A 24,634-nucleotide genomic window follows, 5' to 3' on the forward strand; every position below is an offset into this window, starting at 1 on the left:
CTACCTGATCCACCACCGCCAGCTTAAAGGCCAGTGTGTAGTCCTTCTGCGTTCTCTTAACCCATTGATCCACTTGACTTTCCTTTCTGATGAACAGAAAGGTGTCAACCTCATTCAGGACGGGTCATGCCAAGCAAAAAAGCCTGCGCGGTATTCCTCCCTGTCCGCAGCCGGGCCAGCGGCTTCGGATGAGCGGTATTCAAACACCAGCTCAGCCTGGGCCAGCCACCGTGTGAGGCCCGCGCGCGTGCCAAACAGGATGAGCGCCGCATAGCTCACACGGTCGCCATCCACCAATAGCTCGGCATCGCGCAGGGTTTGCTGGTCACTCAAGTCGTGCCTGCGGATGTCGCCGCTCTTGCGCGCCCAGCGCTCGCGAAAGAGCGCTATGGATTCAGAGTCCAGATCCGCCAGCGTGGCGCCAGGACAGGGCTGGGCAGAAAAGTCCGGGCCAGTCTCGGCAAAGATGTCGCGCAGTTCCTGGCTGCTCAATGCTGCGAGGTCGTCGCCTGCGCGTTTGAAGTATTGGCCGTCGATCTCCCACGCCGTGCCCGGTAGCCGGGCAGGGACATGCACGATCACCACCCGTCCCTCAGGCAGACGGAGCTCTTCGACCGGGATGCGATGCCCTAGCCGCTGGTGCAAGCCCGCCTCCGTGCGCTCTGGCGCATCAAAGGCCAGCGAACCGACGATGCGCCGAGGCCGCTTGTCCGTCACGCCCAGAACCATGGTGCCGCCGCCTTCGTTGGCCAGGGCCACGCAGTACTTGAGCAGCTTTTCAAAATCGTAGCGCTGCTTGGCCTCTTTGAACTCCAGGCGCTGGCCTTCGGGTTCAAGCAACCATTGTTCAAGCTGGGCGACGGAAGTGGGCATGGCAGTGGATGGGGTGCGGTGAGGCTGAAGATTTCAGTGGCATTGGCGTGCTTCGAGTGATGCCTGCGGATTGAGGGCGTTCCACCGGATCGACCTTGTTCCTCCATTCACCGGTGAGCATGGGACTGCGCGCGGGGCGTTGCAAGCAAAGCGGCAAGTCTGCCACGGCATGCCGTTGAGTGCTCCTAAAAAATTCGGCCTGGTTTTGCCTTCAGCGCATATCCACCTAGCGCAGTTAGCTATCAAAAGATGAGCTAACTTCCCGTCGGTCCCGCCAGGTCGTCCAGGATCGGGCAGTCTGGCCGCTCGTCCCCCTGGCAGCAGCCCACCAGCGACTGCAGCGTGCGCTGCATGGCCTGCATGGCGGCGATGCGCTGGGCGAGGTCGTCGATGTGGGCTTGGGCGATCTGCTTGACGTGGGCGCTGGCGCGGCGCTTGTCCTGCCACAGGCCGAGCAGGGTGGCGATCTCCTGCATCGAGAACCCCAGGTCGCGGCTGCGGCGGATGAAGCGCAGGGTGTGCACGTCGGCCTCGGTGTACTGGCGGTAGCCGCTGCCGGTGCGCGCCACGCCGGCCAGCAGGCTCAGGGCCTCGTAGTGGCGCACCATGCGCGGCGAGACCCCGGCCCGCTCGGCCGCGGTGCCGATGGGCACCGGGCCGCCCTGCGGTGCGGCCGTGGCGCTCATGCGGCGACCGTGTAGCCCTCTTCGGTGATCGCGGCGGCCAGCGCGTCGCGCGCCCGGTCGCTCTCGACGACCACCTTGCCCTGGGCCAGATCCACCTGCACGGTGGCGTCGGGATCGACCTGGCGGACGGCGTGGACGACGGCGCGTTCGCAGTGGCCGCAGGTCATGCCGGTGACTTGGAGATGGTGTTGCATGGGGTGCTCCGTTCAGTGGGTGGAGGAAAAAGGGAGAAGGGTGCCTGCATCATGAACCCTGACATGGTGGCAGAGTCAAGCGGCCCCGTGCTTTCCGCGGGGCGCTTGACCTTGCCATCGCGTCAAGGTTTAAGGTGCCCCCCATGAACCCGACACCCACCGCCCCGCCATCCCCCTCCGATTCCGCCCCGGGCACGCTCGACCTGGGCATCGGCGGCATGACCTGCGCGAGCTGCTCGGGCCGGGTGGAGCGCGCACTGCGCAAGGTGCCGGGCGTGCAGGAGGCCACGGTCAACCTGGCGACCGAGCGGGCCCATGTGGTCTATGCGGCCAGTGCTGCCGGTGTGGCCGGTGCGGGCGCGGCGATGGAGGCGCAACTGCGCCGGGCGGTGCGCAACGCGGGCTACGAGCCCCGCGCCCCGCAGGCGCAGGACGCCGAGGCGCGCGGCCAGTCGCCCTGGGCGGGCTTCGGGCCGGTGGCCCTGGGGCTGGCGCTGTCGGCGCCGCTGGTGCTGCCGATGCTGCTGGGCCTCTTACCGGAGCGCTTCGGCGCGCTGCTCGGCCCGCACGGCATGCTGCCGGCATGGCTGCAGTGGCTGCTGGCGACGCCCGTGCAGTTCTGGCTGGGCGCGCGCTTTTACAAGGCGGGGTGGCACGCCCTCAAGGCGCGCGCCGGCAACATGGACCTGCTGGTGGCGATCGGCACCAGCGCGGGCTACGGGCTGTCGCTCTGGCTGTGGCTGACCGCGCCCGCCGGCCACGCCCCGCACCTGTACTTCGAGGCCTCGGCCGTGGTGATCACGCTGGTGCTGCTGGGCAAGTGGCTGGAGGCGCGGGCCAAGCGCCAGACCACGGCGGCCATCCGGGCGCTGCACGCCCTGCGGCCCGACGTGGCGCACCTGGTGGGTGCCGATGGCGAGGTGGACGTGCCCGTGGCCGAGGTGATGGCCGGCGACCGGATCGTGGTGCGCCCGGGCGAGCGCATCCCCGTGGACGGCACGGTGCTGGAGGGGCACACGCAGGTGGATGAATCCATGCTGACCGGCGAGCCACTGCCGGTGCCGCGCACCGCGGGCGAGGCGCTCACGGGCGGCTCGATCAACGGCGACGGGCGGGTGGTGGTGCAGGTGTCGGCCGTGGGGGCCGAGACGGTGCTGGCCCGCATCATCCGGCTGGTGGAAGACGCGCAGGCCGGCAAGGCGCCGATCCAGCGGCTGGTGGACCGGGTGTCGGCGGTGTTCGTGCCGGTGGTGCTGGGCATCGCGCTGGCCACGCTGCTGGGCTGGCTCTGGGTGGGCGCCGGCGGCGAGGCGGCGGTGATCCACGCCGTGGCGGTGCTGGTGATCGCCTGCCCCTGCGCTTTGGGCCTGGCGACGCCGGCGGCCATCATGGCGGGTACGGGCGTGGCGGCCCGGCACGGCATCCTGATCCGGGACGCCGAGGCGCTGGAGCGCGCGCACCGCGTGGGCACGGTCGCCTTCGACAAGACGGGCACGCTGACGGTGGGCCAGCCCCGGCTGACGGCCTTCGAAGTGGCGCCCGGGCAGGACGGTGACGCGTTGCTCGCGGCGGTGGCCGGCGTGCAGGGCGGCAGCGAACACCCGCTGGCCCGCGCCGTGGTGCAGGAGGCCCGCCGCCGCGGCTTGCAGCTACCCGCGCCGCAGGCCGTGAGCGCCGTGCCGGGCCGCGGCACCGAGGGCACGGCGGCCGGGCGCCATTTCCGCGTGGGCAGCCTGCGCTGGATGGAGGAACTGGGCGTGCCGCTGGGCGCCCTGGCCGGACCCGCCGCCGCGCTGCAATCGGCTGGCGCCACCGTGTCGGCGGTGGCCGAGGCACCGCCGGGCGAAGTGCCAACGGGCGAGGGTACGGCCGGCCCGGCGTGGGTGCTGCGGGCGCTGCTGGCCTTCGGCGACGAGCCCAAGCCCGGCGCGCGCGAGGCCCTGGCGGCGCTGCGGGCGCGCGGCCTGCGCGTGGTGATGGTGTCGGGCGACCACCGGGGCGCGGCCGAGGCCATGGCGCGCCGCCTGGGGCTGGACCCGGATGCCGGCGAGGTGATGGCCGAGGTGCTGCCCGGCGACAAGGCGGCGTGCGTGGCGCGCCTGCGGTCCGAGGCCTTGGCGGGGCCGGGCGCTCACCGACCGGCAGGCCACGCGGTGGCCATGGTGGGCGACGGCGTGAACGACGCGCCGGCCCTGGCCGCCGCCGACGTGGGCATGGCCATGGGCAACGGCACCGATGTGGCCATGCAGGCCGCGGGCATCACCCTGATGCGCGGCGACCCCCGGCTGGTGGCTGCGGCGCTGGACATTTCGCACCGCACGGTCGCCAAGATCCGGCAGAACCTGTTCTGGGCGTTTGCCTACAACGTGGCCGGCATTCCCCTGGCCGCACTGGGCTACCTGAGCCCCGTGGTGGCGGGCGCGGCCATGGCTCTCAGCTCGGTGAGTGTGATGGCGAACGCTTTGCTATTGAAGCGCTGGCGCGTTTGATAGTTACATTCGGTTAAAAGTCGGCAGGTCTGGCACACTGCAACGTTTGGTTGCATATGGTGGGCATCCTTTTGCTGGTCACCGAAGAGATTAGAGGACGACAACTATGAATTTCTTTTCGCTCATGCGGGGTTTTTCCATCCGGGTACGCATGCTGGGTGCGATCGGCGTGGTGCTGGGATTGCTGGGATTGCTGGGGGGCGCAGGCATGCTGGGCATGTTCCGCATCCACGCGATGAGCGAGGAATTCATGGCGAATTCCTTCTCCGAGGTGGGCTACATGGCCGAGCTGCGCGGCGAGATGGGGGCCATCCGCCAGTTCGAGAAGGACATGATCATCCAGTACGAGAAGCCCGAAGGCGTCAAGCAGGCGCACACGGCCTGGCTGGCCAGCCTGGACCGCGCCAAGAAGGTCGCGGCCCGTTTCCTCGAAGGCCCCGAAGACCCGGACAACGCCCTGGTGCGCGACATCGTCAAGCGGCTGGACAGCTACCGTGAGCAGTTCGCGCACGTGGCGCGGCAGCTGGAGGCCGGCGGCTACGACACGGCCACCATCGCCAACCGCATGAGCGGCAAGGCCGTGGCCGAGTTCGCCGAGGCCGACAAGCTCATGGTCCAGCTCGATACCAGCCTGCGCAACGAGGTGGCCGAGGTGGCCGCCCGGCAAAAGCAGGTGTCCGGCGAAACCCAGTGGCTGTTCGTGCTGGCGGTGCTCATCACCATCGTGGTGGTGGTGCCGCTGACCTTGCTCAACATGGTGTCCATCTGCCGTCCGCTGGCCGAGGCCCGGCGCATGGCGCAGGCCATCGCCGGCGGCGACCTCTCGCAGCGCGTGCAGGTGGAGGGCCGCGACGAAGTGGCCGACCTGCAGCGCGCGCTGGACGACATGCAGCAGGGCCTGGGGGCGCTGGTCTCGCAGGTGCGCGATGCGAGCGGCAGCATCGCCACCGCCAGCGCCGAGATCGCCACCGGCAACCAGGACCTGTCCGGCCGCACCGAGCAGACGGCCAGCAACGCCCAGGAGGCCGTGGCCTCGCTGGCGGAGCTCACCACCACAGTGCAGCAGACGGCATCCTCCTCGCAGGTGGCCAACCAGCTGGCGTCGTCCGCCTCGGGCATCGCCACGCGCGGCGGCAGCGTGGTCCAGCAGGCCGTGGCCAGCATGCACGAGATCTCCAGCTCCAGCCGCAAGATCAGCGACATCATCGGCGTGATCGACGGCATCGCCTTCCAGACCAACATCCTGGCGCTGAACGCGGCCGTGGAAGCGGCCCGCGCGGGCGAACAGGGCCGCGGCTTCGCCGTGGTGGCCGGCGAGGTGCGCAGCCTGGCCCAGCGCTCGGCCGAAGCGGCCAAGGAAATCAAGGCGCTGATCAGCTCCAGCGTGACCGCGGTGGACGGCGGCGTGCGCCATGTCGAGGACGCCGGCGCGGCCATGAAGGAAATCGTGGACAGCGTGCAGCGCGTGTCCGACATCATCGGTGAGATCAATTCCGCCTCGGCCGAGCAGACCGCCGGCATCGGCCAGGTCAACGGCTCGGTGGGCGAGATCGACCGCATGACGCAGCAGAACGCCGCGCTGGTGGAGCAATCCGCCGCCGCCGCCGAATCGCTGCGCGAGCAGGCCGCGCGCCTGTCGCAGGTGGTGCAGCAGTTCCATCTGGCCGACGGGCAGGCCTACGCGTCCGTGCACGCTGGTGCGGCGCTGCAGGGCCTGCCTGCCTCCAGCGGCCCGGTGCGGCCGCAGCTCACCGGGGGCTGACCCGGCGGGAGGGCCGGTTCTCCCGGCCTTTCCTGTTCCCTGTTTCCCCGACCGGCGCCGTGGCGGCGCGGGCCGGGGGGCTTTCAGGTCAACGCCCTGGGGGGCTCACCGCCGGGCGAGGGTTCATCGGCACGGCCCTTGCGCGGCCCGAACCACGCCACATACAGTGCCGGCAGCACCACCAGCGTCAGCAGCGTCGCCGTCACCAGCCCGCCGATCACCACGATGGCCAGGGGCCGCTGCGTCTCCGAGCCGATCTCGTGCGACAGGGCCATGGGCAGGAGGCCCAGCATGGCCAGCATGGCGGTCATCAGCACGGTGCGCAGGCGCTGCATGGAGCCCTGGCGCACGGCATCGACCACGGCCATGCCGCCCGACTGCAGCTGCTGGAACACCGACAGCATCACCACCCCGTTGAGCACCGCCTGGCCCGACAGCGCGATGAAGCCGATGGCGGCCGACACCGACAGCGGGATGCCGAACACCCACAGCGCGATGAACCCGCCGATGAGCGCCAGCGGCACGTTGATGAGGATCAGCGAGGCCATCTTGAACGACTTGAAGGCATCGAACAGCAGCACGAAGATCAGCAGCAGCGAGATGGGCACCACCACCGACAGGCGCTTCATCGCGCGTTCCTGGTTCTCGAACTCGCCCGACCAGTTGACCTGGTAGTTGGACGGGATCTTGACGTTCTTTTCCACGCGGGCCTTCATGTCGGCCACCACCGAGCCCATGTCGCGGCCCGCGATGAAGATGCCGATGGCCGTGGTGCGGCGCCCGGCCTCGCGGGCGATGTTCATGGCGCCCGTGCCCTCGCGGATGTGCACCACGTCGCCCAACTGCACGTAGCCGCCGTCGGGCGTGGCGATGGGGGTGCGCGGCAGGTTGGAGATCACGCGCTCGTCCTTGGGCAGGCGCACGGCCACGGCGAACTTGCGCTCGCCCTCCCACAGGCTGGTGGCGGCCTTGCCCGCCAGGGCGGCCTCGATCACGTCCTGGATGTCGCCCACGTTCAGACCGTAGCGCGCGGCGCGGTCGCGGTCGATGTCCAGCAGCAGCTGCGGCACCTGGCCGTCGCGGTCGATCTCGGCGCGAGCCACGCCCTGCACCTGCTTGATCTCGCGTGCGATCTCGTCGGTGATGCGCTTCATCTCCACCAGGTCGTCGCCCGCGAGCTTGATGACGATCTGGCCCTTGATCTGCGAGATCGACTCCAGCACGTTGTCGCGGATGGGCTGCGAGAACGCGGGGTCGATGCCGGGGATGGCCGACAGCGCGCGGCCCATCTCCTCGGTGATCTTCTCGCGCGTCATGCCGGGGCGCCATTGGTCCTCGGGCTTCACGTCCACGAAGATCTCGGCCATGGAGATGGTCTTGGGGTCGGTGCCGTCCTCGGGCTGACCGGCCTTGGAGACCGTGGTGCGCACCTCGGGCACGCTCAGCAGGGCCTTGCGGGCCATGCGCAGCACGCGCGCCGCCTCGTCGGTGGAGACGTTGGGCGAGAGGGTGAAGTTGACCCAGGTGGTGCCCTCGTCCAGCTCGGGCAGGAACTCCGAGCCCAGGCGCGAGGCGGCCACCAGCGCCAGGCCGAACACGGCCAGCGCGATCACCACCACCGTGCGGCGGCGGGCCAGGGCCCAGTCCAGCACCGGGGCGTAGGCGCGCTTGGCGAAGGTGACCACGCGGTTGTCGCCGTGCGGCAGCTTCTTGCGCAGCATCCAGTAGGCCAGCAGTGGCACCAGGGTGAGCGAGAAGATCAGCGAGCCGACGAGCGCGGCCGAGACCGACAGCGCCATGGGCTGGAAGATGCGGCCTTCGTGGCGCTGCAACGCGAAGATGGGGATGTGCGCCGCGATGATGATGAGCATCGAAAACAGCGTGGGCCGGCCCACTTCGCCGGCGGCCTCGATGATGGTGTCGCGCCGGTCGCGGTCGTCCATGTCCTCGCCGCGCTCGGCCAGGCGGTGCATGATGTTCTCGATCACGATCACCGCGCCGTCCACGATGATGCCGAAGTCCATGGCGCCCAGGCTCAGCAGGTTGGCCGGCACGCCCATGATCTTGAGGCCCATGAAGGTCGAGAGCAGGGCCAGCGGAATGACCACCACCACGGCCAGGCTGGCGCGCAGGTTGGACAGGAAGATGTACAGCACCAGCGCCACCAGCAGCGCGCCTTCCACGAGGTTGTGGAACACCGTGGTGAGCGTCTTGTCCATGAGCCAGGTGCGGTCGTAGAACGGCACGATCTGCACGCCCGGCGGCAGGCCGCGCGCGTTCAGTTCGGCGATGCGGTCCTTCACGCCCTTGAGCACCACGCTCGGGTTCTCGCCCTTGCGCATCACGACGATGCCGGTGACCACGTCGTCGTCCAGGTCCTGGCCGACCACGCCCAGGCGCGGCACGGCGCCGATCTTGACCTGGCCGATGTCGCGGATCAGCACGGGCGTGCCGTTGCGTGAGGCCACCACGATGCGGCCGATGTCGTCGGCCGAGCGCAGCAGGCCCAGCCCGCGGATGGTGTACTGCTGCGCGCCCTGCGCGACGTAGCTGCCGCCGGCGTTGGCGTTGCCCCGGCCCAGCGCGTCCAGCAGGTTCTGGAACGTGACCTTGTAGGCGCGCAGCCGGTCCATGTCGGGCTGCACCTCGTACTGCTTGATCGAGCCGCCCATGGCCACCACATCGGCCACGCCGGGCACCTGGCGCAGCGCGCGCTCCACCGTCCAGTCCTCCACGGTGCGGATGTCGGTGGTCGACAGGCCGTCGCCCTTGAGGCGATAGCGCATGATCTCGCCCACCGGCGTGGCGTTCGGCGCGATCTCGGCCTGCACGCCGGGCGGCAGGTCGATGCTGGACAGCCGCTCGGCCACCTGCTGGCGCACGATGTTCGTGTTGGCCGCGTCGTCGTACGTGACCACGCTGAACGACAGGCCGAACTGCGTGTGCGAGAACACGCGGATCGAATTGGGCAGGCCTGCCAGGGCCGTCTCGATGGGCAGGGTGACCTGCTTTTCGACTTCCTCGGGCGCGCGGCCCGGGTACAGGGCGATCACCGTCACCTGGGTGTCCGTCACGTCGGGAAAGGCCTCGACGGACAGGTTCTTGAACGAGATGAATCCCGCCAGGGCGAACAGCACCGTGCCCAGCACGATGAACAGCGGCTGGTGCAGCGCGTAGTGGATGAGGCGCCTCATGGCTTGGCCGTCCCTTCCGCCTTGCCGCCCGCTTGGCTGGCGGGCGCGCCGGGCGCCGGTGCGGGCGCATCTTCCTCGGCGGCCTGGAACTGGCGGGCCAGCAGCAGCACGTTCTCGGCCACCACCTTCTCGCCGGCTTCCAGCCCGCGGGAGACGACCACCTCGCGCGGGCCTTCGTAGCCCAGCACCACCTTGCGCGGCTCGAACACGCCGGGCTCGCGCTGCACATAAACGGTGTGCTGCGTGCCGTTCAGGGTCACGGCGGCGGCGGGGATGACGACCCCGCCCTCGCGGCTTTCCTGCACGTGCACGGTGGCCAGCATCTCGGCCTTCAGGCGCCGGTCGGCATTGGGCACCACGCCGCGCACCTTGAGCGTGCGCGTGCCGGGGTCGATCGCGTCGGCCGCGGCGGTCACGCGGCCGGTGAAGGTGGCCTCGGGGTAGGCGGGCACCTGCAGGGTGAAGCTGTCGCCGGGGCGCAGCGAGGCCAGGTCGCCCTCGCGCGCGTCGATCTGCACCCACAGCGAGGCGGGGTCGGTCACCACGAACAGCGCCGGGTTGCCGGGGCCGGACTGGTCGGGCCGCACCTCCTGGCCGGGATTGAGGTTGCGCTCCACCACCACCCCCGCCATGCCGGCCGTGAGCGCGAGCTGCTGGTTCACGGCGTTGCCGCCGCCGTAGAGGCTGGTGCGCGCGGCGGCGCGGGCCACTTCGGCCTGGGCGCGCGCGGCGTCGGCCTCGGCCTGCTCCAGGTCCTTGCGGGCCACGATGCCGGCTTCGAACAGTTCACGCTGGCGGCGCAGGCCCTGCTGGGCGAACGACTGGTCTGCGCGGGCCTTGGCCGTGTCCGCCTGGGCCTGGCCGAAGTCGGGCGAGGCCAGCAGCGCCAGCGGCGCGCCCGCCTTGACCGACTGGCCCAGGTCGGCGCGGATGGCCGTGACGCGGCCGGCGAACGCGGGGTATACGCGCTGGGTGCGTTCCTCGTTCCACACCAGGCGTGCGGGCAGGTCCACGGCGATGTCCTTGCTTGCGCGCGCGGGGGCCACGGTCAGCAGCGCCAGTTGCGGGTGGCCGGGCGGAAAGCGCAACTGCCCCGACTGGGCGATGGGCGGTGCGGCTTCCGGCGCCGCGGCGGGTTCGGCGGCCTTGCTGCAGCCTTGCAGCAGCGCGCCACCGCCCAGGGCGAGGACGAGCAGGCCGCAGGTGGTCAGGCGCGGGAGGGAGAGGGCAGGGTGCACCATGGTGGACTTCGCGATACGAGAGGTGGAAGGGGAACGGCGGGGCATGGATTGGTGTGGCTGGACTTGGGGCGGGGCGTTCAGGGCAGGCTGCCCAGCAGGGCTTGCGGCTGCGTGCGCAGCAGCCAGGCGCCCTGGGCCTTGGCATAGTCGGCACGGGCCGAGAGCGCCTCCAGCGCCGTGGCGCGCAGGGTGCGCTGGGCGTCCAGCAGGTCGGTCAGCGGCATGGCGCCCTTGCGGTAGGCCAGCTCGGCGCTCTGCGCCACCTGGCGGGCGCGCGGCAGCACGCCTTCGTCGTAGCTGGCGGCACGGCGCGCGGCGCTCAGCGCGGCCTGCTGCAGGTGCTGCAGGTCCAGCAGGGCCAGGCGGCGCGTGTTGTCCAGCGCGTCCTGCGCGCGGGTCAGCTCGGCCTGGGCGCGGCCGATCTCGCCCTGGAACTGGTAGCCCCATTGCAGCGGGATCTGCACGCGCACTTCCAGCAGGCGGTTGGAGGTGCCGGGGTAGTGGTCCACCGAGGCACCCACCGTCCAGTCGGACTTGCGCAGGGCGCTGGCGTTGTCCAGCGCCGCCTGGGCGGACTGCACGCGGGCGATGGCGGCGCGCACGTCGGCCCGGGCCTCGGCCCATGCGCCCAGGTCGCCGCCGCCGTCCAGCGGGCCGCTGCCGGGGACCGCGCCCGAGACTGCGGCCGGGGGCAGGGCGGGCCAGTCGGTGCCGCCGGCCTGCACCGCCAGGCTGCTGGCCGTGACCTGCGCCAGCGCCAGCGCGGCTTGCTCCTGCAGCTGCGTGGCAGCTTGCGTGTCGGCACGGGCGCGTTCGGCCTCGATGCGGGTGCGCGACGCGTCCTGCGCGGACAGGTCGCCCGCCTTCACGCGGCGGTCGTCCAGGCGGGCCAGCTCGGCCACGCTGCGTTCGATCTCGGCGGTTTCGCGCACCCGCTCCTGCGCGGCCAGCAGATCGTAGTAGGCGGCGAGTGCGGCCTGCAGCTGCTGGGTCTGCGTGTCTTCCACATCCGCCTGGGCCGCATCGGCGGCGCGCTGGGCGGCCTGCGTGCGCAGCTCGCGCTTGTTGCCGCGCTCCCAGGTCCAGTCGATGCCCACCGACTTGTCGATGCGCTTGCGCGTGAGCATGTTGCCGGGCCCCAGGCCGTGCTGCAGGTCCATGGAGGTGGCCTTGGAACTGAACACCGGCAAGGGGGCATGGTCGGCGCTCAGCACGTCGGCGCGCGCCGCGGCCAGGGCCTGGCGGGACTGGATCACGTCGCTGTTGTCGCGGGCGGCGGCCAGGGCCTGCGCCAGCGTCCACTGTGGCGCCAGGGGGGCAGCGGCAGGGGCCGTGGCGACCGGCGCTGCGGTGCTGTCGGAGGCGCGGGTCTGGCTCCAGCCCGGCAGTGCGCAGGCCAGGGCGCAAAGGAGGATGCAGGGGTGTCGTATGCTCATGCCGCGTTTATCGGCGGGGGTGCCTGACCGCTACCTGACCTCGGGACTGCGGAAACTGCGTACCCCTTGCCCCGGCGCACCGCACAGCCGCCCAACAACCCAGCCCCAACCCATGCGAATCCTGGTCGTGGAAGACGATGACGTGCTGCGCGGCGTGATGCTGCGCAGCCTGACCGATGCGGGCCACCGCGTGGATGCCGCCGCCAGCGTGGCCGAGGCGCACCACTTCTGGAGCGTGCAGCCCTTCGATGCCGTGCTGCTGGACCTGAACCTGCCGCAGGGCGGCCCGCCGGGCAGTGCCCTCACCAGTGCAACGGCCAGCGGCCTCACGGTGCTGCGCGCGGCGCGGGCCCGGGGCGACCGCACGCCGGTGCTGGTGCTCACCGCGCGCGACCGCACCGAGGAGCGCATCGCCGGCCTGGATGCCGGCGCCGACGACTACCTGGGCAAGCCTTTCGATCTGGCCGAGGTGGAGGCCCGCCTGCGCGCCCTGGCCCGGCGCACGCTGGGCGCGGACGACCGCGCCGCCGTCGGCGCCCTGGTGCTGGACCGCCGGGCGCGCCGCTTCACCCTGCACGGCGCGCCGGCCGAACTGCCCGCGCGCGAATTCGAGGTGCTGTGGGAGCTGATGACGCCGCCCGGGCGCGTGGTGAGCAAGCGCACCCTGTCGGACAAGCTCTCCGACTTCGACGAGGCCCTGGGCGACAACGCGCTGGAGGCCTTCATTTCCCGCCTGCGCAAGAAGCTGCAGGGCAGCGGCGCGGGCATCCGCACGCTGCGCGGCCTGGGCTACATGGTGGAGCCCGAGGCGGGCGGGCCCGGCGCGCCATGACCGCCACCAACCCCCCCTCGCCCCCGCCGGCGCCCGCGCAGCGCGAGCCCCGCTCGCTGCAGGCGCGGCTGCTGCGCCACGTGCTGGTGCCGCTGGGCCTCACGTGGCTGGTGGGCACGGCCGGCTCGGTGCTGCTGGCCAATGCCTTCACCCAGCGCGCGTTCGACCGCTCGCTGCTCGACGATGCCTACGCGGTGGCCGCCAACGTGCGCGCCAAGGGTGATGGGCTCGATTTCGCGCTCACCTCGCGCGAGGTCAAGGCCGTGCTGTTCGACCAGGTGGAGACGGTGTACTTCGCGGTGTTGCGGCCCGATGGCTCCATGCTGGCGGGCAACGCCGGCGGCATGCCGGTGCCGCCGCCGCGCGGCGACGAGGCCTACCGGTTCTCCGACATCCAGTTCCATGGCCGGGCGCTGCGCGCGGTGCGGCTCGATGTGCGCGAGCCCCTGCCGTTCGAGGTCGTCACCGCGCAGACGGTGCACAGCCGCAGCGCCATGCTGCGCAGCGTGCTGCTGTACTCGGGCGTGTCGCAACTGCTGCTGCTGGTGGCGCTGGCCGTGTGGCTGCGCCGCGCCATCCAGCGCGACCTGCAGCCCCTGGCCGCGTTCCAGCAGGCGCTGGACCGGCGCGACGCGCGCGACCTGGCCCCCGTGCCCGTGGAGGCCTCCACCCGCGACGTGCAGCACCTGGGCGCTGCGGTGAACGACCTGCTCGCGCGCGTGGCCCAGGGGGTGCGCGCGCAGCGCGAGTTCGCCGGCAACGTGGCGCACGAACTGCGCACCCCGCTGGCGGGCATCCGCGCGCTGGCGGGCTACGGCCTGGCCCACAGGGACCCCGCCGTGTGGCGCGAGCAGCTGGCCGGCATTGCCGACAGCGAGGCCCGCGCCAGCCACTTGGTGGACCAGCTGCTCGCGCTGGCCCTGGCCGACGAGGCCCGCGGCGCCATGCCCCGCCAGCCCGTGGCCCTGGACGAGCTGGCGCGCGACGCCGTGCTGCGCTTTCTGCCCCGCGCCGATGCGGCGGGCGTGGACCTGGGCGCCACCGGCCTGGACCAGCCCGTGGTCGTGCAGGGCCAGCCGCTGCTCATCGAGGGGGTGCTGGGCAACCTGATCGACAACGCCCTGCGCTACGGCCGCCCGGGCGCCGGCACGCGGCCCCGCGTGACCGTGGAAATCTCGCGCGAGGCCACGGCCGATGGCCGCGAAGCCACCGTGCTGGCCGTGGTCGACAACGGCCCGGGCCTGTCGGCCGCGCAGCGCACCAACCTGCTGCAGCGCTGGGCCCAGGGCCGCGAGGGCGAGCGCCTGGGGCAGGGCGCGGGCCTGGGGCTCGCCATCGTGGCGCGCTATGCCGAACTGCTGGGCGTGCGCCTGGCGCTGGAGCCGGGCCCGCAGGGCGAAGGCCTGTGCGTGCGACTGGTGTTCGCTGGGTGAGTGCAGTGCCCGCGTCGGGATGTGCAGCATGCACGGCTGCGGGTCAGAACTTGACCAATTTCAGATGCGACATCAGTTGCCTGAACAGCGCGGGCGACAGGCGCCCGGACACCATGTAGTAGTGCTCGGGATCGGGGGTGAAGATGTACAGAAGATCCCGGCTGGGCTCTATGTCCTGGATGCGGATGGCGGTGAAGGGGCCCTTGGAGAATTTCTCGTAGTGCACCGAATTCGCAATGCCCTCGACCTTGCGGGCCCGGTCGATCACGGGATCGCCCAAATTGGCCTGCCCCAGCAACTCGTAGAACGCCAGCGGCGTCTGGATGCCATGCTTTTCCAGCACGCCTAGCTTTTGGTAAAGCTCTTGCAGCTTGGCGAAATCCTTCAGTTGAATAATGGGGCCGTCCACGAGGCCGTCGGGCATGTTGTTCTCGGTGGGCGCGAGGATGACGAAGGGATCCCCCCCTGGCGGCACGAAGAACTTGCCCACCAGATGCCGGGGGACTTTCAGTTCCAACCAGCCGTACTGCAAGGCCACGCATCCGGAGCAACGCTGGTACGGCGGCCAATCGCGGTTTTCCAGCATGCCCTTCTCGCCGGCGAAGGCGGAGCCTACCAGCGATGCGTGCAGCAGGGCGCAGAAAAGCAGCGGCTTCAGGCGCATGGCATGAACCTCAGGGCCGCGATGCCCGTGGCTGCCAGTTCGAAAGGGGAGCGGAAATTGCCAATGACTTTCTTGGCGCAGGAAACGGTGAATTTGTTTTCGATGTTCCGATAGCCTGTGGTCGCCAACTGCGTAGCAAGCCACAGCACGGAAGGCGGCCCGCCTGCGGGGCGGGGAACGAAAGACATGGCCTTGGAACATTTGGCGGTTTCCAACAGCATCTGGTGGAACACGAGGGCCACGCTGTCGTTCACGGTGCCGTCCCACGGCACTTGGACATGGGCGAACCGGAAGAACGATTCGATCATCGCTCTGAGTTCATCCTGCGATTTGTCGGCAGCGTCGCCCTTGGCAACGGGATTGGACATGGAGAACCTCCTTTTTGAATGCGTTTGAATTCTGTCAAGCGGAACGAAATATAAAGAGGTTCGGATGCACGCAGCCTTCAAAATTGCAAGATGACGTAACTAAATATCAAGCTCCGTACCCATCATTCGAAAACGGGCCGGAAGAAGCTGCGCTCGTAGCTCAGGATGCAGCGCGTTTCCTGCGCGTAGCGGAAGGCGGCGAGGCATTCCGGGTCCTGCATCGACTGCGCGCGGTAGGTCTCGTACGCCGCCAGCGAGGGAAAGGTGAACAGCGCCAGCGCGATGTTGTTCGCGCCTTCGGACGGCAGGAAATAGCCGTGGTGCTGGCCGCCGAATTTCTCCACCAGCGGGATCCAGAGCTTGCCGTAGTGCTCGAATTCGGCGAGCTGGTGGGGGTCGATGACGTAGCGCAGGTAGCAGGTGATCATGGGGGTGCCGTGAAAAGAGGGGGACGAAAAAAGCCCGCCGGGCCTTCGGAGCCGTGGCGGGCCGTGCCAGCGGGCACTTTACGCTGCGGCGCGCGTCAGGCGGCCTTTTCCGCCAGCGTGGGGTAGTCGGTGTAGCCCTTCTCGCCGCCGCCGTAGAACGTGCTTTGGTCCCATGCGTTGAGCGGTGCGTTCTGGCGCAGGCGCTCGACCAGGTCCGGGTTGGAGATGAAGGGCTTGCCGAAGGCGACGATGTCGGCATCGCCGCTGGCCACCGCCTGGGTGGCGAGGGCGCCGTCGTAGGCGTTGTTCACCATCCACGCGCCCTTGCCGCCGGCCGCGCGGTAGGCGGCCTTGAGCGCGGCGTAGTCGAAGGGGCGGCCTTCCACTTCGCGCGGGCCGCCGGTGGCGCCTTCGATCACATGGATGTAGGCCAGGCCCAGTGGTGCGAGCTGGCGGATCACGTAGTCGAACAGGGGTTGCGGGTCGGCATCGGCGATGTCGTTGGCCGGCGTCACGGGCGACAGGCGGATGCCCACCTTGCCGCCGCCGATGGCATCGACCGCGGCGCGCGTGGCCTCCAGCAGCAGGCGGGCGCGGTTTTCGATGCTGCCGCCGTAGTCGTCCGTGCGCTGGTTGGCGCCGGTCTTGAGGAACTGGTCCAGCAGGTAGCCGTTGGCCCCGTGGATCTCCACGCCGTCGAAGCCCGCCGTCTCGACCGCGTTGCGCGCGGCGGCGGCGTAGTCGTGCACGATGCCGGGCAGCTCGCCCGCATCGAGCGCGCGGGGCTCGGACGTGGGCACGAACTGGCCCTTGCCGGTCGCGCGGTCCACCAGGTAGGTCTTGGACTTGGCGGTGATGGCCGATGGGGCCACGGGCTTGCCGCCGTCCGGCTGCAGGTCGTTGTGCGAGATGCGGCCCACGTGCCACAGCTGGGTCACGATCTTGCCGCCGCGTGCGTGCACGGCCTCGGTCACGCGCTTCCAGCCATCGAGCTGCTCGGTGCCGTACAGGCCCGGCACGTCGGCATAGCCCTGGCCCTGGTGGCTGATGGCGGTGGCTTCGGTGATGAGCAGGCCGGCGGTGGCGCGCTGGGCGTAGTAGGTGGCCGTGATGTCCTTCGGGATGGCCTCGGGCGAGCGGTTGCGCGTGAGCGGCGCCATGGCAATGCGGTTGGCCAGGTGCAGATCGCCGGCCTGGACCGGATCGAAGAGAGTCGTCATGACAGGGTGCTTTCTTTGGAGGGACAGGAAAAAAACGGGGCCTGGGCTCCGGGGTGGCGCGGGGCCGGGCCCGTTCCAAGCCAGGGACACGAACTTACCGCCATTTCCCGAAGGCTGCAGTGCACTGGCGACCCCAAGGATTTGCCGACTGTGCTAGCGGCGGCGGTGCCCCCCCGCGCGCCGCTGGCGTGCTGCGGCGCGCTGATGCGTTTTCCGGATATCGATGCGCGAAACGGGCGCATGCGGCGCGGGGGCCGGTTCCTAGAATTTTGCGCAAGGGCCCATCGACGGCCCGGCCCGCGCACCCTGCGCCCCAGGGGCTGCCCGTCGCGGGTGCCCCTCTCTTTTGCTCCAAGGAACCCCCCATGCAATCCCCGTTCTCCGCCACCCGCAGGGCCGCCGTGCGCGGCCTTTCCGCCCTGCTGGGCGCCACCTTGTTCTGCGCGGCGGCCGGGGCGCAGGGCAAGAAGGAGGTGGTGATCGGCTACCAGGACATGGTCGTGCCGTGGCGCTATGCGCAGGAGACCCGGGAGGTCGAAAAGCGCACGGGCTACCAGGTCACCTACCGCAAGCTGGGCAGTGGGGCCGAGGTGGTTCGCGCACTGGCCCCCGGTGCGATCCACATCGGCGAGGCGGGGTCTTCGCCGTTCGCCTCGGCGCTGTCGCAGGGCGTGCCCATCGAGGTGTTCTGGATCCTGGACGACATCCACGAGGCCGAGGCCCTGGTGGCCCGCAACGGCTCGGGCGTGAGGCAGCTGGCGGACTTGAAGGGCAAGAAGATCGGCCTGCCGTTCGTCTCGACCACGCACTTCCACACGCTGGTGGCACTGCAGGCGGCGGGCGTGGACCCCAAGGGCGTGAAGATCGTGAACCTGCGCCCGCCCGAGATCCTGGCGGCGTGGGAGCGCGGTGACATCGACGCCACGTTCGTGTGGGACCCGGTGCTGGCCAAGGCCAAGCAAAGCGGCACGGTGATCGCCACCTCGGGCCAGATCGCCGCGCAGACCGGCAAGGCCACGTTCGATGCGCTGGCTGTGTCCAAGCCGTTCGCGCGCGAGCACGATGCCTTCCTGACCCAGTTCGTGCAGGTGCTGGCCGATGCCGACCGCGCGTACACGGCCCAGAAGGCCGCCTGGACGGCCGATTCGCCCCAGGTCAAGGCGGTGGCGAAGTGGACCGGCGCCGAGGCGCCCACGGTGCCTGCCAGCCTGGCGCTGTATGCCTTCGTGCCGCCGGCCGAGCAGGCCTCGCCGAAATGGCTGGGCGGCGGCGCGCAGTCGGTGGCGGCCCAGTCGCTGGCCGCCACGGCCGCCTTCCTGAAAGAGCAGGGCACCATCCAGACCGTGCTGCCCGACTATTCGGTGGGCGTGAACCCCACCTGGGTGCAGCGTGCGAAGTAGCCTGCTGGCCGCGGGCGAAGACCCTGCGGCCTTGCCGCCCGTGGCCCATGGCGCGGGCGATCTGGTCATCCGCGGCCTGAGCGTGCGCTACGCCGGCGCGCGCGGGGCCGCGCCGGTGCTGGCGCTCGCCGGCGTGGACCTGGACATCGCCGCGGGCGAACTCGTCGTCGCCCTGGGCGCATCGGGCTGCGGCAAGACCACGCTGCTCAACTGCATTGCCGGATTCACGCCGGCCTCGGCGGGACACATCGCGCTGGGCGGGCGCGTGGTGCGCGGGCCGGGGGCCGAGCGCGGCGTGGTGTTCCAAAAGCATGCGCTGATGCCCTGGCTCAACGTGATCGACAACGTGGCGCTGGGCCTGCGGCTGCGCGGTGTTCCACGTGGAACGCGCCGGACGGTGGCGGCCGAGACGCTGGCCCTGGTGGGGCTGGAGGCGTTCGCCCAGGCGCCCGTGTGGCAGCTGTCGGGCGGCATGCAGCAGCGCGTGGGCATTGCCCGCGTGCTGGCCAGCGACCCGGACGTGATGCTGATGGACGAGCCGCTGGGCGCGCTCGACGCCTTCACGCGCGAATCGCTGCAGGAACTGGTGCTGCGGCTGTGGCAGCGCACGGGCAAGACCATTTTCTTCATCACCCACGACGTGGAGGAGGCGCTGTTCCTCGCCTCGCGCCTGGTGGTGATGTCGCCCCGCCCGGGCCGCATCGTGCGCGAGCAGGCCCTGGCGTTCAACCGCGCCCATTTGGGCGGCCAGGCGGCGCGCGCTGTGAAATCCAGCCCGGACTTCATCGCCTGGCGCGAGCGGGTGCTCGACTGGGTCGGGCCGCAGGCCGGGGTGCCCGGGCGGCCCGTGGGGGCGGGCGCATGAGTGGGGGGATGGGTCAGCCGACGGCCCCGCAGGACGCGGCGCTGCGGCCCCTGGCCACGGAGCCTGATCCGGCCACGGTGCGCCCCGTGTCGCCCTTCCTGCGGCCCGGTGCGGGCAGCAGCCGGGCCTTGAGCGCCCTGTGCGTCGTGGCGCTGCTGGCCCTGTGGTGGGCCGCCACGCACTGGCGCTGGGTGCCGCCGCTGTTCCTGCCTGCGCCGAGCGCCGTGGCGCGGGCGTTCTCCGATGCCTGGCACGGGCGGATCCAGGGCGGCGAGCCGCTGTGGGTGCACCTGCAGTGGAGCGCCCTGCGCGTGTTCGGCGCGTTCGCGCTGGCCGCCGTGACGGCCGTGCCCGTGGGCATCGCCATGGGGGTGAGCCGCACCGCGCGCGGGGTGTTTGACCCGCCGATCGAGTTCTACCGGCCCCTGCCGCCCCTGGCCTACCTGCCGCTCATCGTGATCTGGCTGGGCATCGACGAGGCGTCGAAGGTGCTGCTGATCTACCTGGCGTGCTTCGCGCCCATCGCCCTGGCGGCCAAGGCCGGCGTGCGCAGCGCCAGCACCGAGCAGCTCAATGCCGCGGCTTCGCTGGGCGCGAGCCGCCTGCAGGTGGTGTGGCATGTGGTGGTGCCGGCGGCGCTGCCGGAGATCCTGGTGGGCCTGCGCATCGCCCTGGGCTTTGGCTGGACGACGCTGGTGGCGGCCGAGATGGTGGCCGCCACCGTGGGCGTGGGGCAGATGGTGCTCAACGCCTCGAACTTCCTGCGCACTGACCTGGTGGTGATGGGCATTCTGGTGATCGGCCTGGTGGCCTGGTCCTTCGACCTGGCCGTGCGCTGGGCCGAGGCGCGGCTGGTGCCGTGGAAGGGGCGTGCCTGAATCCAGGCACCGAAGGCACGCCCGACCCCCGCCGTTGGTCTGGCTTACTTGAGCAGGCCTTCGGCCTTGAGGGCCGCCTGCACCGCAGGGCGGGCGCCCACGCGGGCATGGTGGGCCGACAGGTGGGTCAGGTGGGACGTGTCCAGGCCCACCACCTTGCCCCAGCCGACGACGGTGAACAGGTAGCCGTCGGCCACCGAGAAATGCTCGCCCATGAGCCATTCCTTGCCGTCGAGCTGGCTGTCCACCCACTGCAGGCGCGACAGGAGCTTTTCGCGCACGGTGGTCTTGTATTCCTCGGGCGTGGACGAACCGAATAGCGGGCTGAAGCCCTTGTGCAGTTCGGTGCCGATGAAGGTCAGCCATTCCTGCAGGCGGTAGCGGGCCAGGGTGCCATTGGCGGGGGCCAGGTTCTTGAGGGGGGCTTGGTCGGCGATGTATTGCACGATGGCCGGGCCTTCGCGCAGGCGGGTGCCGTCGTCCAACTCCAGCAGGGGCACGTAGCCCAGCGGGTTGATCGTGTAGTAGTCCGTGCCGTCTTGCAGCTTGTGGCTCTTGGTGCTGGCCAGCACGGGGGTGAAGGCCAGGCCCGCTTCGTTCAGGGCGATGTGGGGGGAGAGCGAGCAGGCGCCGGGGCTGTAGTAGAGCTTCATGGATGACCCGAAGGTGTGGTGTTGGACAAGCTCCGCATGCTAGCCGGAAGCGGCCGAGGCCGCTGAAGGCGGGGGCGCCGGGCGCGTGACCGCCTCCAGCTGGCTCGAGTAGTGCAGGGCAACTACATTCACAAAGCCGCCCTGGTCGAGGGCCCTGGGCGTTTCCACCCGCACCCTTGAAAACTGGTGCGCCCACCGCGACTTCCCGAAGGCCCGCAGCCTGACTGGTAGCCGCCTCGTCTTCTTCAACGCTGCTGAGGTTGAAGCCTGGCTGGAACAGGCCCTCGAAACGGGGGGGCAGCAATGAAGCGCCGCGGCACCCGCATCCCGTACGCGCTGAACAACCGCTGGTATGAGCGCTACGGCAAAGACACAGCTACTTCTGCCTGCCGCGCGCACTGCTCTTCGCCATGGTGGATCTCATCGACAACGTCACCTTGTATGCCCATGTCGCACTGGCCTCGTGCCACTACGAGGACAACACGACGTTCGCCGGACAGGAAAGGATGAAAGCGCCGTGCCGCGGCTACCTGGCCGACCTCGAAACGCTGGGCCCCATCAAGCGGGAACCCTTCGGGCGTGGTTCCAAAATCCTGTTCGAGTGCCGGACGCGGGCGCGCATCAAGCAAGGCGCCGCCGTGCTGGAGCAGAAGAAGCGTGAGGCGCTGTAGCGGCGCAAACAGACCAAGGCCAGCAAAGCAGCTCCCGCGCCCAAAGCGCCGCCTGCGCAACGGTTCGACGACGACATGCCGGACATGGGCGACCTCTGGTGCGGCGACTGATGAAACACGGCGCTCACCCGCGCACGCCGGCCAGTCTTACCCCTGGCCGGCGCTTTTTCAGCAAGCACGCCAGCCCATGCCGGCACCCCATGCTCCTGACCTTTGGCTGTGGGGCGCGCAGCGACCCTTTCCCCTCATCACCCGCAGCAGCCAAGCCAACCCGGGCAAGCACCGCATGCGGGTGATTGTCGCCCGTTGGGCGACTTCTTCTTTGGTTTTTGCCAAGGGGTTCTGGCGCAAGGAACGACTTCTCTGAACACGCTTCTTTTTGGGTGTTCTTCGAAGAAAATTAAACCCGCACCTGCTTCTTTGGAGAATGCTTTTTATTCGTGGTGAACAGCATGGCGGCAGACCAATCCGGGTAACAGTCATCCGGCAAAACTACCCCTGCAGTCGTTACCTGGTTACAGCGTTGTGGACGCAGCACCCGGGTGCCACCGCTGGGTACGATTAGTCTTCTTCCCCATCCTCGGAGTCATCTGCTAGAGATTGGTCCTCGTTGCGGACAATCACGCGCTTGTGTGAACCGAGACTAATCCTTATTTCACCGGCAGAGGCGCGAGCGCCAAAATCCAGCAGCTGAATACGACGCTTCGCTGGGTCGCCGTTAATCGTCTTCTCAAACGCAGATATCTCGGTTACTGGCGCTCTCACATACTTTTCAATGAACCGCGCCATCACTGCACCTGCCTCGGCCTCCAAATGCGCCCAAGCTTCATCGCCGATGTAGGCATGCCCACCATTAGCTTCATACACAGCTTTCAGACCCGCCATAGTCGGATTTGGAGTTGGGTCCAATATCACCAGAACTGGGACGGCGCCTGAGGTTTTGCAATCAACGGCAAACTGATGTTCTTCACCAATGCGCCCTTGGCCACTCGCTGCAATGGTCACTCGCAGTTTAAATTCATAAGCTAGCGGTGGCCTGCCCGGCACTGCCTTCCAGCAGTCCACCTGACGTCCCTTCGAAGGGTCGTCGGTGCGCTTGACAACCTTGGCCCGTGAGCCTTTAGGGAACCTCTCAAAACTTCCGAATTTGCAAGGCTTGAACGCCGTAACTCGTGATTTGTAAGCGCGCCAAGTGGCTGAGACAGGGGTTTTGAGAGGTTCCCTTTAGGCTCCCCGCCTATAGCGGCTGCAAGAATAGGTTCGAAAAGGTAGCCTGTCTCCTGCGCCGATCTGTTATCTAGGTCATAGAAGAATTTTCGCCAGGTCAACCATGAAGCAAGTGCTTCAGGTTCGACGTGACCATATTCCATGAGTGAGCGTGGAGACACCTGAACCATTGTCGGCATTGGTTGAGCGGACAAAATCTTGGTGTATTTCTTCCGACGCTTGTGCAACTCCGATAAACACCTAAGGTAAGTAAAAAAATCAGGTATATCAATTGCGGCTTGGCGCATCAACGCCACATGCTCAAGTTCACCCAACTGAATGGGGGCTTCAAACCATCCATCGGGAACGCAATAGTAATCAAACCCGGGATTTATCTTTGCAGCCAAGCCAGGGTGTATCTTCTCAAGTTTCGAAAAACGCTCTGTATCGTAGTAGACCATGCCGATGAGTTTCGCAAACTCACCTGCACTCATGACTACCGGCAGAGCTGTCGCAGAACCTAATGTTGTGACCTTGGTCAGAAACTTCGACTCTTCCGCAGAAAGTCGCAATGGGGTTTCACTCATAATTCGCCAAATTCAAGTTGTTGTTGTTGAATACCCCGCAGAAGCAACTCGGTCTTCTGAAGTGCCTCACTCATTCCGAATGCTTCCGTAAGCATGTATCCAAGAAGTCGCGCATCACCCTTGCGCGGCGACGCGACCCCTGAGCCAAATCTCCCGTCAAGCATCTCAAGGTGCCTAGCAAAAACAGATGCCGCCAATGGCGGAACAGCATTTCCAATCTGCTGAATAACGCTCGCAGCGTTACCAGAAAATGAATATAAATCCGGAAAAGTTTGAATTCTTGCGCACTCGCGAATAGTCAATGGCCTATTCTCATGAGGATGAATAAATTCTCGGGATGCCGCTCCAGTGATAGTCAGGCTCTGCAGGTCACCATTCAAGCGCTTCACGCCCGACGGAGCGCCACCCCGTTTATCGGTTGGGGTCCCGTCTTGCACACGTCGGAAGGCTCTACGCCTGAAGCTCTCGTGCCAATACTCTTGAGGCAAGTCCTTCATAGTCTGACCGGGTCGAAGGAGCGAATACATTTCGTCATCCTTGACATCAACATTTTGAAAATGCTCGGTCAAAGAGCCGCCTTTGTTGCCTAACCTCATTCTTGCGTCGAAGTCATTAACTGGAACTTCGGACGAATAGTTTATTTTTTCCTGCCGAGATTTTCCCGCTGCCGGCAACCCAGCCAGTGCTTCGTCAAGCGTAGGCGCAAAAGGCTTACCGCTATGCTTCTTTGACTTCCCAGAGGCATACGACTGCGTTTCTTCCGGGAACTCAAAGTCAATTCCCAAGCAATTCCCGATTATCAAGACGCGCTTTCGTGTTTGAGGAACACCGTAGGCGGCCAGATTGACCTTCTGAACCCGAACAGAATACCCAATCCGAAGAAACTCTTTCACAAGGGCGTAAACAGCAGCGCCATGCCCGGATGTAAGTAGACCTTCGACATTCTCGAATATGAACCAGCGCGGACGCAGGCGGTCAACGATGTTCAGATAATTGAATATCAGGCGATTGCGAGGGTCGCTTGAGTCACGCGACCCGGCCGTGCTAAACCCTTGACAAGGAGGTCCGCCGATGACGGCAAAGGGGGCACGCCCACCGGCTATTTTTCGGAAGTATTCAGGGTCGATGGACGAAAGGTCAACGTTATGGCAGTCGCTACCAACGTTTCGCTCATAGGTTGCGCACGCATACTGGTCAATCTCTGCGCCACAAAGCGGCTTCAACCCAGCCAGAGCAAATCCATAAGAAAAGCCTCCGGCACCGGAGAAGAACGAGAGAACGTCGTCGGATTGCGCGTGGGAGCTGTGCATCTAGCCAGTTTACCGGCAGGGCACGTCTTTAGGTGCCGCCGCGAAGCGGTGGGGCCAAGGTGTCCAGTCGCAGCCCTTCAAGGAGCGCCGTGCCCACACGGCCGACTTGAAGCCGGGGAGCCGAAGGAAGATTTCGCCCCAGCGAAATCAGGCCGCCCACGGCCGGTGACGCCCGGGGGCTTAGCCCCGCCCCCGCCCCCGGCCGCTGAAAGCGGTCGGGCACCCTGTACGGGACGGGCGTCCA

General features: G+C 68.2%; 24 protein-coding genes. 10 read left to right on the forward strand and 14 right to left on the reverse strand.

Annotated features, from left to right (window positions below):
- Nucleotides 1–114: 114 nt before the first annotated feature.
- The 3 genes from AVMA1855_RS06805 to AVMA1855_RS06815 form a co-directional block, all read right to left on the reverse strand.
- On the reverse strand, nt 115–873 hold the full coding sequence (locus AVMA1855_RS06805) for an AlbA family DNA-binding domain-containing protein (RefSeq protein ID WP_284425119.1): 759 nt from the start codon (nt 871–873) through the stop codon (nt 115–117).
- Between the two features lie 254 nt (nt 874–1,127).
- A complete protein-coding gene (cueR, locus tag AVMA1855_RS06810; RefSeq protein ID WP_284425120.1) occupies nt 1,128–1,559 on the reverse strand; it encodes a Cu(I)-responsive transcriptional regulator in 432 nt (143 codons plus the stop codon).
- Nucleotides 1,556–1,753, reverse strand: a complete 198-nt coding sequence (locus tag AVMA1855_RS06815) for a heavy-metal-associated domain-containing protein (protein ID WP_272566301.1) — start codon at nt 1,751–1,753, stop codon at nt 1,556–1,558. The genes cueR and AVMA1855_RS06815 overlap by 4 nt, the downstream gene beginning before the upstream one ends.
- 143 nt (nt 1,754–1,896) lie before the next feature.
- On the opposite strand from AVMA1855_RS06815, the gene AVMA1855_RS06820 reads away from it, so the two are divergent.
- Nucleotides 1,897–4,242, forward strand: a complete 2,346-nt coding sequence (locus tag AVMA1855_RS06820; protein ID WP_284425121.1) for a heavy metal translocating P-type ATPase — start codon at nt 1,897–1,899, stop codon at nt 4,240–4,242.
- Between the two features lie 106 nt (nt 4,243–4,348).
- Nucleotides 4,349–6,004 carry a methyl-accepting chemotaxis protein gene (locus tag AVMA1855_RS06825; RefSeq protein ID WP_284425122.1) on the forward strand — a complete coding sequence of 552 codons (1,656 nt, stop codon included), beginning with the start codon at nt 4,349–4,351 and terminating at the stop codon, nt 6,002–6,004.
- Nucleotides 6,005–6,087: 83 nt separating this feature from the next.
- On the opposite strand, the gene AVMA1855_RS06830 is transcribed toward AVMA1855_RS06825, so the two are convergent.
- From AVMA1855_RS06830 to AVMA1855_RS06840, 3 genes are all read right to left on the reverse strand, one after another.
- On the reverse strand, nt 6,088–9,198 hold the full coding sequence (locus AVMA1855_RS06830) for an efflux RND transporter permease subunit (RefSeq protein ID WP_284410071.1): 3,111 nt from the start codon (nt 9,196–9,198) through the stop codon (nt 6,088–6,090).
- Complete coding sequence (locus AVMA1855_RS06835; RefSeq protein WP_502870295.1) at nt 9,195–10,439, reverse strand: efflux RND transporter periplasmic adaptor subunit; 1,245 nt, start codon at nt 10,437–10,439, stop codon at nt 9,195–9,197. The genes AVMA1855_RS06830 and AVMA1855_RS06835 overlap by 4 nt, the downstream gene beginning before the upstream one ends.
- 77 nt (nt 10,440–10,516) lie before the next feature.
- Nucleotides 10,517–11,875 (reverse strand): TolC family protein, encoded by a 1,359-nt coding sequence (locus AVMA1855_RS06840; RefSeq protein ID WP_284425124.1) that lies wholly within the window; start codon nt 11,873–11,875, stop codon nt 10,517–10,519.
- Between the two features lie 112 nt (nt 11,876–11,987).
- On the opposite strand from AVMA1855_RS06840, the gene AVMA1855_RS06845 reads away from it, so the two are divergent.
- The gene (locus tag AVMA1855_RS06845; RefSeq protein ID WP_284397288.1) at nt 11,988–12,707 is read left to right on the forward strand and encodes a response regulator transcription factor; all 720 of its coding nucleotides are present in this window, start codon (nt 11,988–11,990) and stop codon (nt 12,705–12,707) included.
- Nucleotides 12,704–14,140 carry a sensor histidine kinase gene (locus tag AVMA1855_RS06850; RefSeq protein WP_284425125.1) on the forward strand — a complete coding sequence of 479 codons (1,437 nt, stop codon included), beginning with the start codon at nt 12,704–12,706 and terminating at the stop codon, nt 14,138–14,140. Before AVMA1855_RS06845 ends, AVMA1855_RS06850 begins: the two co-directional genes overlap by 4 nt.
- A 43-nt stretch (nt 14,141–14,183) precedes the next feature.
- Here the strand turns inward: AVMA1855_RS06850 and AVMA1855_RS06855 are convergent, their stop codons facing one another.
- The 4 genes from AVMA1855_RS06855 to AVMA1855_RS06870 form a co-directional block, all read right to left on the reverse strand.
- Nucleotides 14,184–14,804: a hypothetical protein gene (locus AVMA1855_RS06855; RefSeq protein WP_284407814.1), complete on the reverse strand. Its 621-nt coding sequence runs from the start codon at nt 14,802–14,804 to the stop codon at nt 14,184–14,186.
- The gene (locus AVMA1855_RS06860; protein ID WP_284407815.1) at nt 14,795–15,172 is read right to left on the reverse strand and encodes a hypothetical protein; all 378 of its coding nucleotides are present in this window, start codon (nt 15,170–15,172) and stop codon (nt 14,795–14,797) included. Before AVMA1855_RS06860 ends, AVMA1855_RS06855 begins: the two co-directional genes overlap by 10 nt.
- A 122-nt stretch (nt 15,173–15,294) precedes the next feature.
- Complete coding sequence (locus tag AVMA1855_RS06865) at nt 15,295–15,600, reverse strand: NIPSNAP family protein (RefSeq protein ID WP_284425126.1); 306 nt, start codon at nt 15,598–15,600, stop codon at nt 15,295–15,297.
- Nucleotides 15,601–15,695: 95 nt separating this feature from the next.
- The gene (locus AVMA1855_RS06870) at nt 15,696–16,820 is read right to left on the reverse strand and encodes an alkene reductase (RefSeq protein WP_284397273.1); all 1,125 of its coding nucleotides are present in this window, start codon (nt 16,818–16,820) and stop codon (nt 15,696–15,698) included.
- A 365-nt stretch (nt 16,821–17,185) separates the two neighbouring features.
- On the opposite strand from AVMA1855_RS06870, the gene tauA reads away from it, so the two are divergent.
- Genes tauA through AVMA1855_RS06885 form a run of 3 tightly spaced genes read left to right on the forward strand, consistent with a single transcriptional unit; the run spans nt 17,186 to nt 19,963 of the window.
- Nucleotides 17,186–18,220: a taurine ABC transporter substrate-binding protein gene (gene tauA, locus AVMA1855_RS06875; protein WP_284425127.1), complete on the forward strand. Its 1,035-nt coding sequence runs from the start codon at nt 17,186–17,188 to the stop codon at nt 18,218–18,220.
- 40 nt (nt 18,221–18,260) lie between these two features.
- Nucleotides 18,261–19,085, forward strand: coding sequence for a taurine ABC transporter ATP-binding protein (locus AVMA1855_RS06880; RefSeq protein ID WP_502870296.1), 825 nt, complete (start codon nt 18,261–18,263; stop codon nt 19,083–19,085).
- An 8-nt stretch (nt 19,086–19,093) separates the two neighbouring features.
- Nucleotides 19,094–19,963, forward strand: a complete 870-nt coding sequence (locus AVMA1855_RS06885; protein WP_284425128.1) for an ABC transporter permease subunit — start codon at nt 19,094–19,096, stop codon at nt 19,961–19,963.
- A gap of 44 nt (nt 19,964–20,007) precedes the next feature.
- Here AVMA1855_RS06885 and gstA read toward each other — a convergent pair whose 3' ends face one another.
- The gene (gene gstA / locus AVMA1855_RS06890; RefSeq protein WP_284425129.1) at nt 20,008–20,616 is read right to left on the reverse strand and encodes a glutathione transferase GstA; all 609 of its coding nucleotides are present in this window, start codon (nt 20,614–20,616) and stop codon (nt 20,008–20,010) included.
- 154 nt (nt 20,617–20,770) lie between these two features.
- On the opposite strand from gstA, the gene AVMA1855_RS26605 reads away from it, so the two are divergent.
- The 3 genes from AVMA1855_RS26605 (at nt 20,771) to AVMA1855_RS06900 (ending at nt 21,654) form a co-directional block, all read left to right on the forward strand.
- The gene (locus AVMA1855_RS26605) at nt 20,771–20,923 is read left to right on the forward strand and encodes a helix-turn-helix transcriptional regulator (protein ID WP_349817096.1); all 153 of its coding nucleotides are present in this window, start codon (nt 20,771–20,773) and stop codon (nt 20,921–20,923) included.
- 103 nt (nt 20,924–21,026) lie between these two features.
- The gene (locus tag AVMA1855_RS06895; RefSeq protein WP_284425130.1) at nt 21,027–21,287 is read left to right on the forward strand and encodes a hypothetical protein; all 261 of its coding nucleotides are present in this window, start codon (nt 21,027–21,029) and stop codon (nt 21,285–21,287) included.
- 187 nt (nt 21,288–21,474) lie between these two features.
- On the forward strand, nt 21,475–21,654 hold the full coding sequence (locus tag AVMA1855_RS06900) for a hypothetical protein (RefSeq protein WP_284425131.1): 180 nt from the start codon (nt 21,475–21,477) through the stop codon (nt 21,652–21,654).
- A gap of 194 nt (nt 21,655–21,848) precedes the next feature.
- Here AVMA1855_RS06900 and AVMA1855_RS06905 read toward each other — a convergent pair whose 3' ends face one another.
- Genes AVMA1855_RS06905 through AVMA1855_RS06915 form a run of 3 tightly spaced genes read right to left on the reverse strand, consistent with a single transcriptional unit; the run spans nt 21,849 to nt 24,390 of the window.
- Nucleotides 21,849–22,352, reverse strand: coding sequence for an ApaLI family restriction endonuclease (locus tag AVMA1855_RS06905; RefSeq protein WP_502870284.1), 504 nt, complete (start codon nt 22,350–22,352; stop codon nt 21,849–21,851).
- Nucleotides 22,313–23,080, reverse strand: coding sequence for an ApaLI family restriction endonuclease (locus tag AVMA1855_RS06910; RefSeq protein ID WP_284425133.1), 768 nt, complete (start codon nt 23,078–23,080; stop codon nt 22,313–22,315). The genes AVMA1855_RS06905 and AVMA1855_RS06910 overlap by 40 nt, the downstream gene beginning before the upstream one ends.
- Nucleotides 23,077–24,390 (reverse strand): DNA cytosine methyltransferase, encoded by a 1,314-nt coding sequence (locus tag AVMA1855_RS06915; protein ID WP_284425134.1) that lies wholly within the window; start codon nt 24,388–24,390, stop codon nt 23,077–23,079. Before AVMA1855_RS06915 ends, AVMA1855_RS06910 begins: the two co-directional genes overlap by 4 nt.
- Between the last annotated feature and the right edge of the window lie 244 nt (nt 24,391–24,634).

Origin of the sequence: Acidovorax sp. SUPP1855, assembly GCF_030158955.1 — a bacterium.
Taxonomy (GTDB): Bacteria; Pseudomonadota; Gammaproteobacteria; order Burkholderiales; family Burkholderiaceae_C; genus Paracidovorax.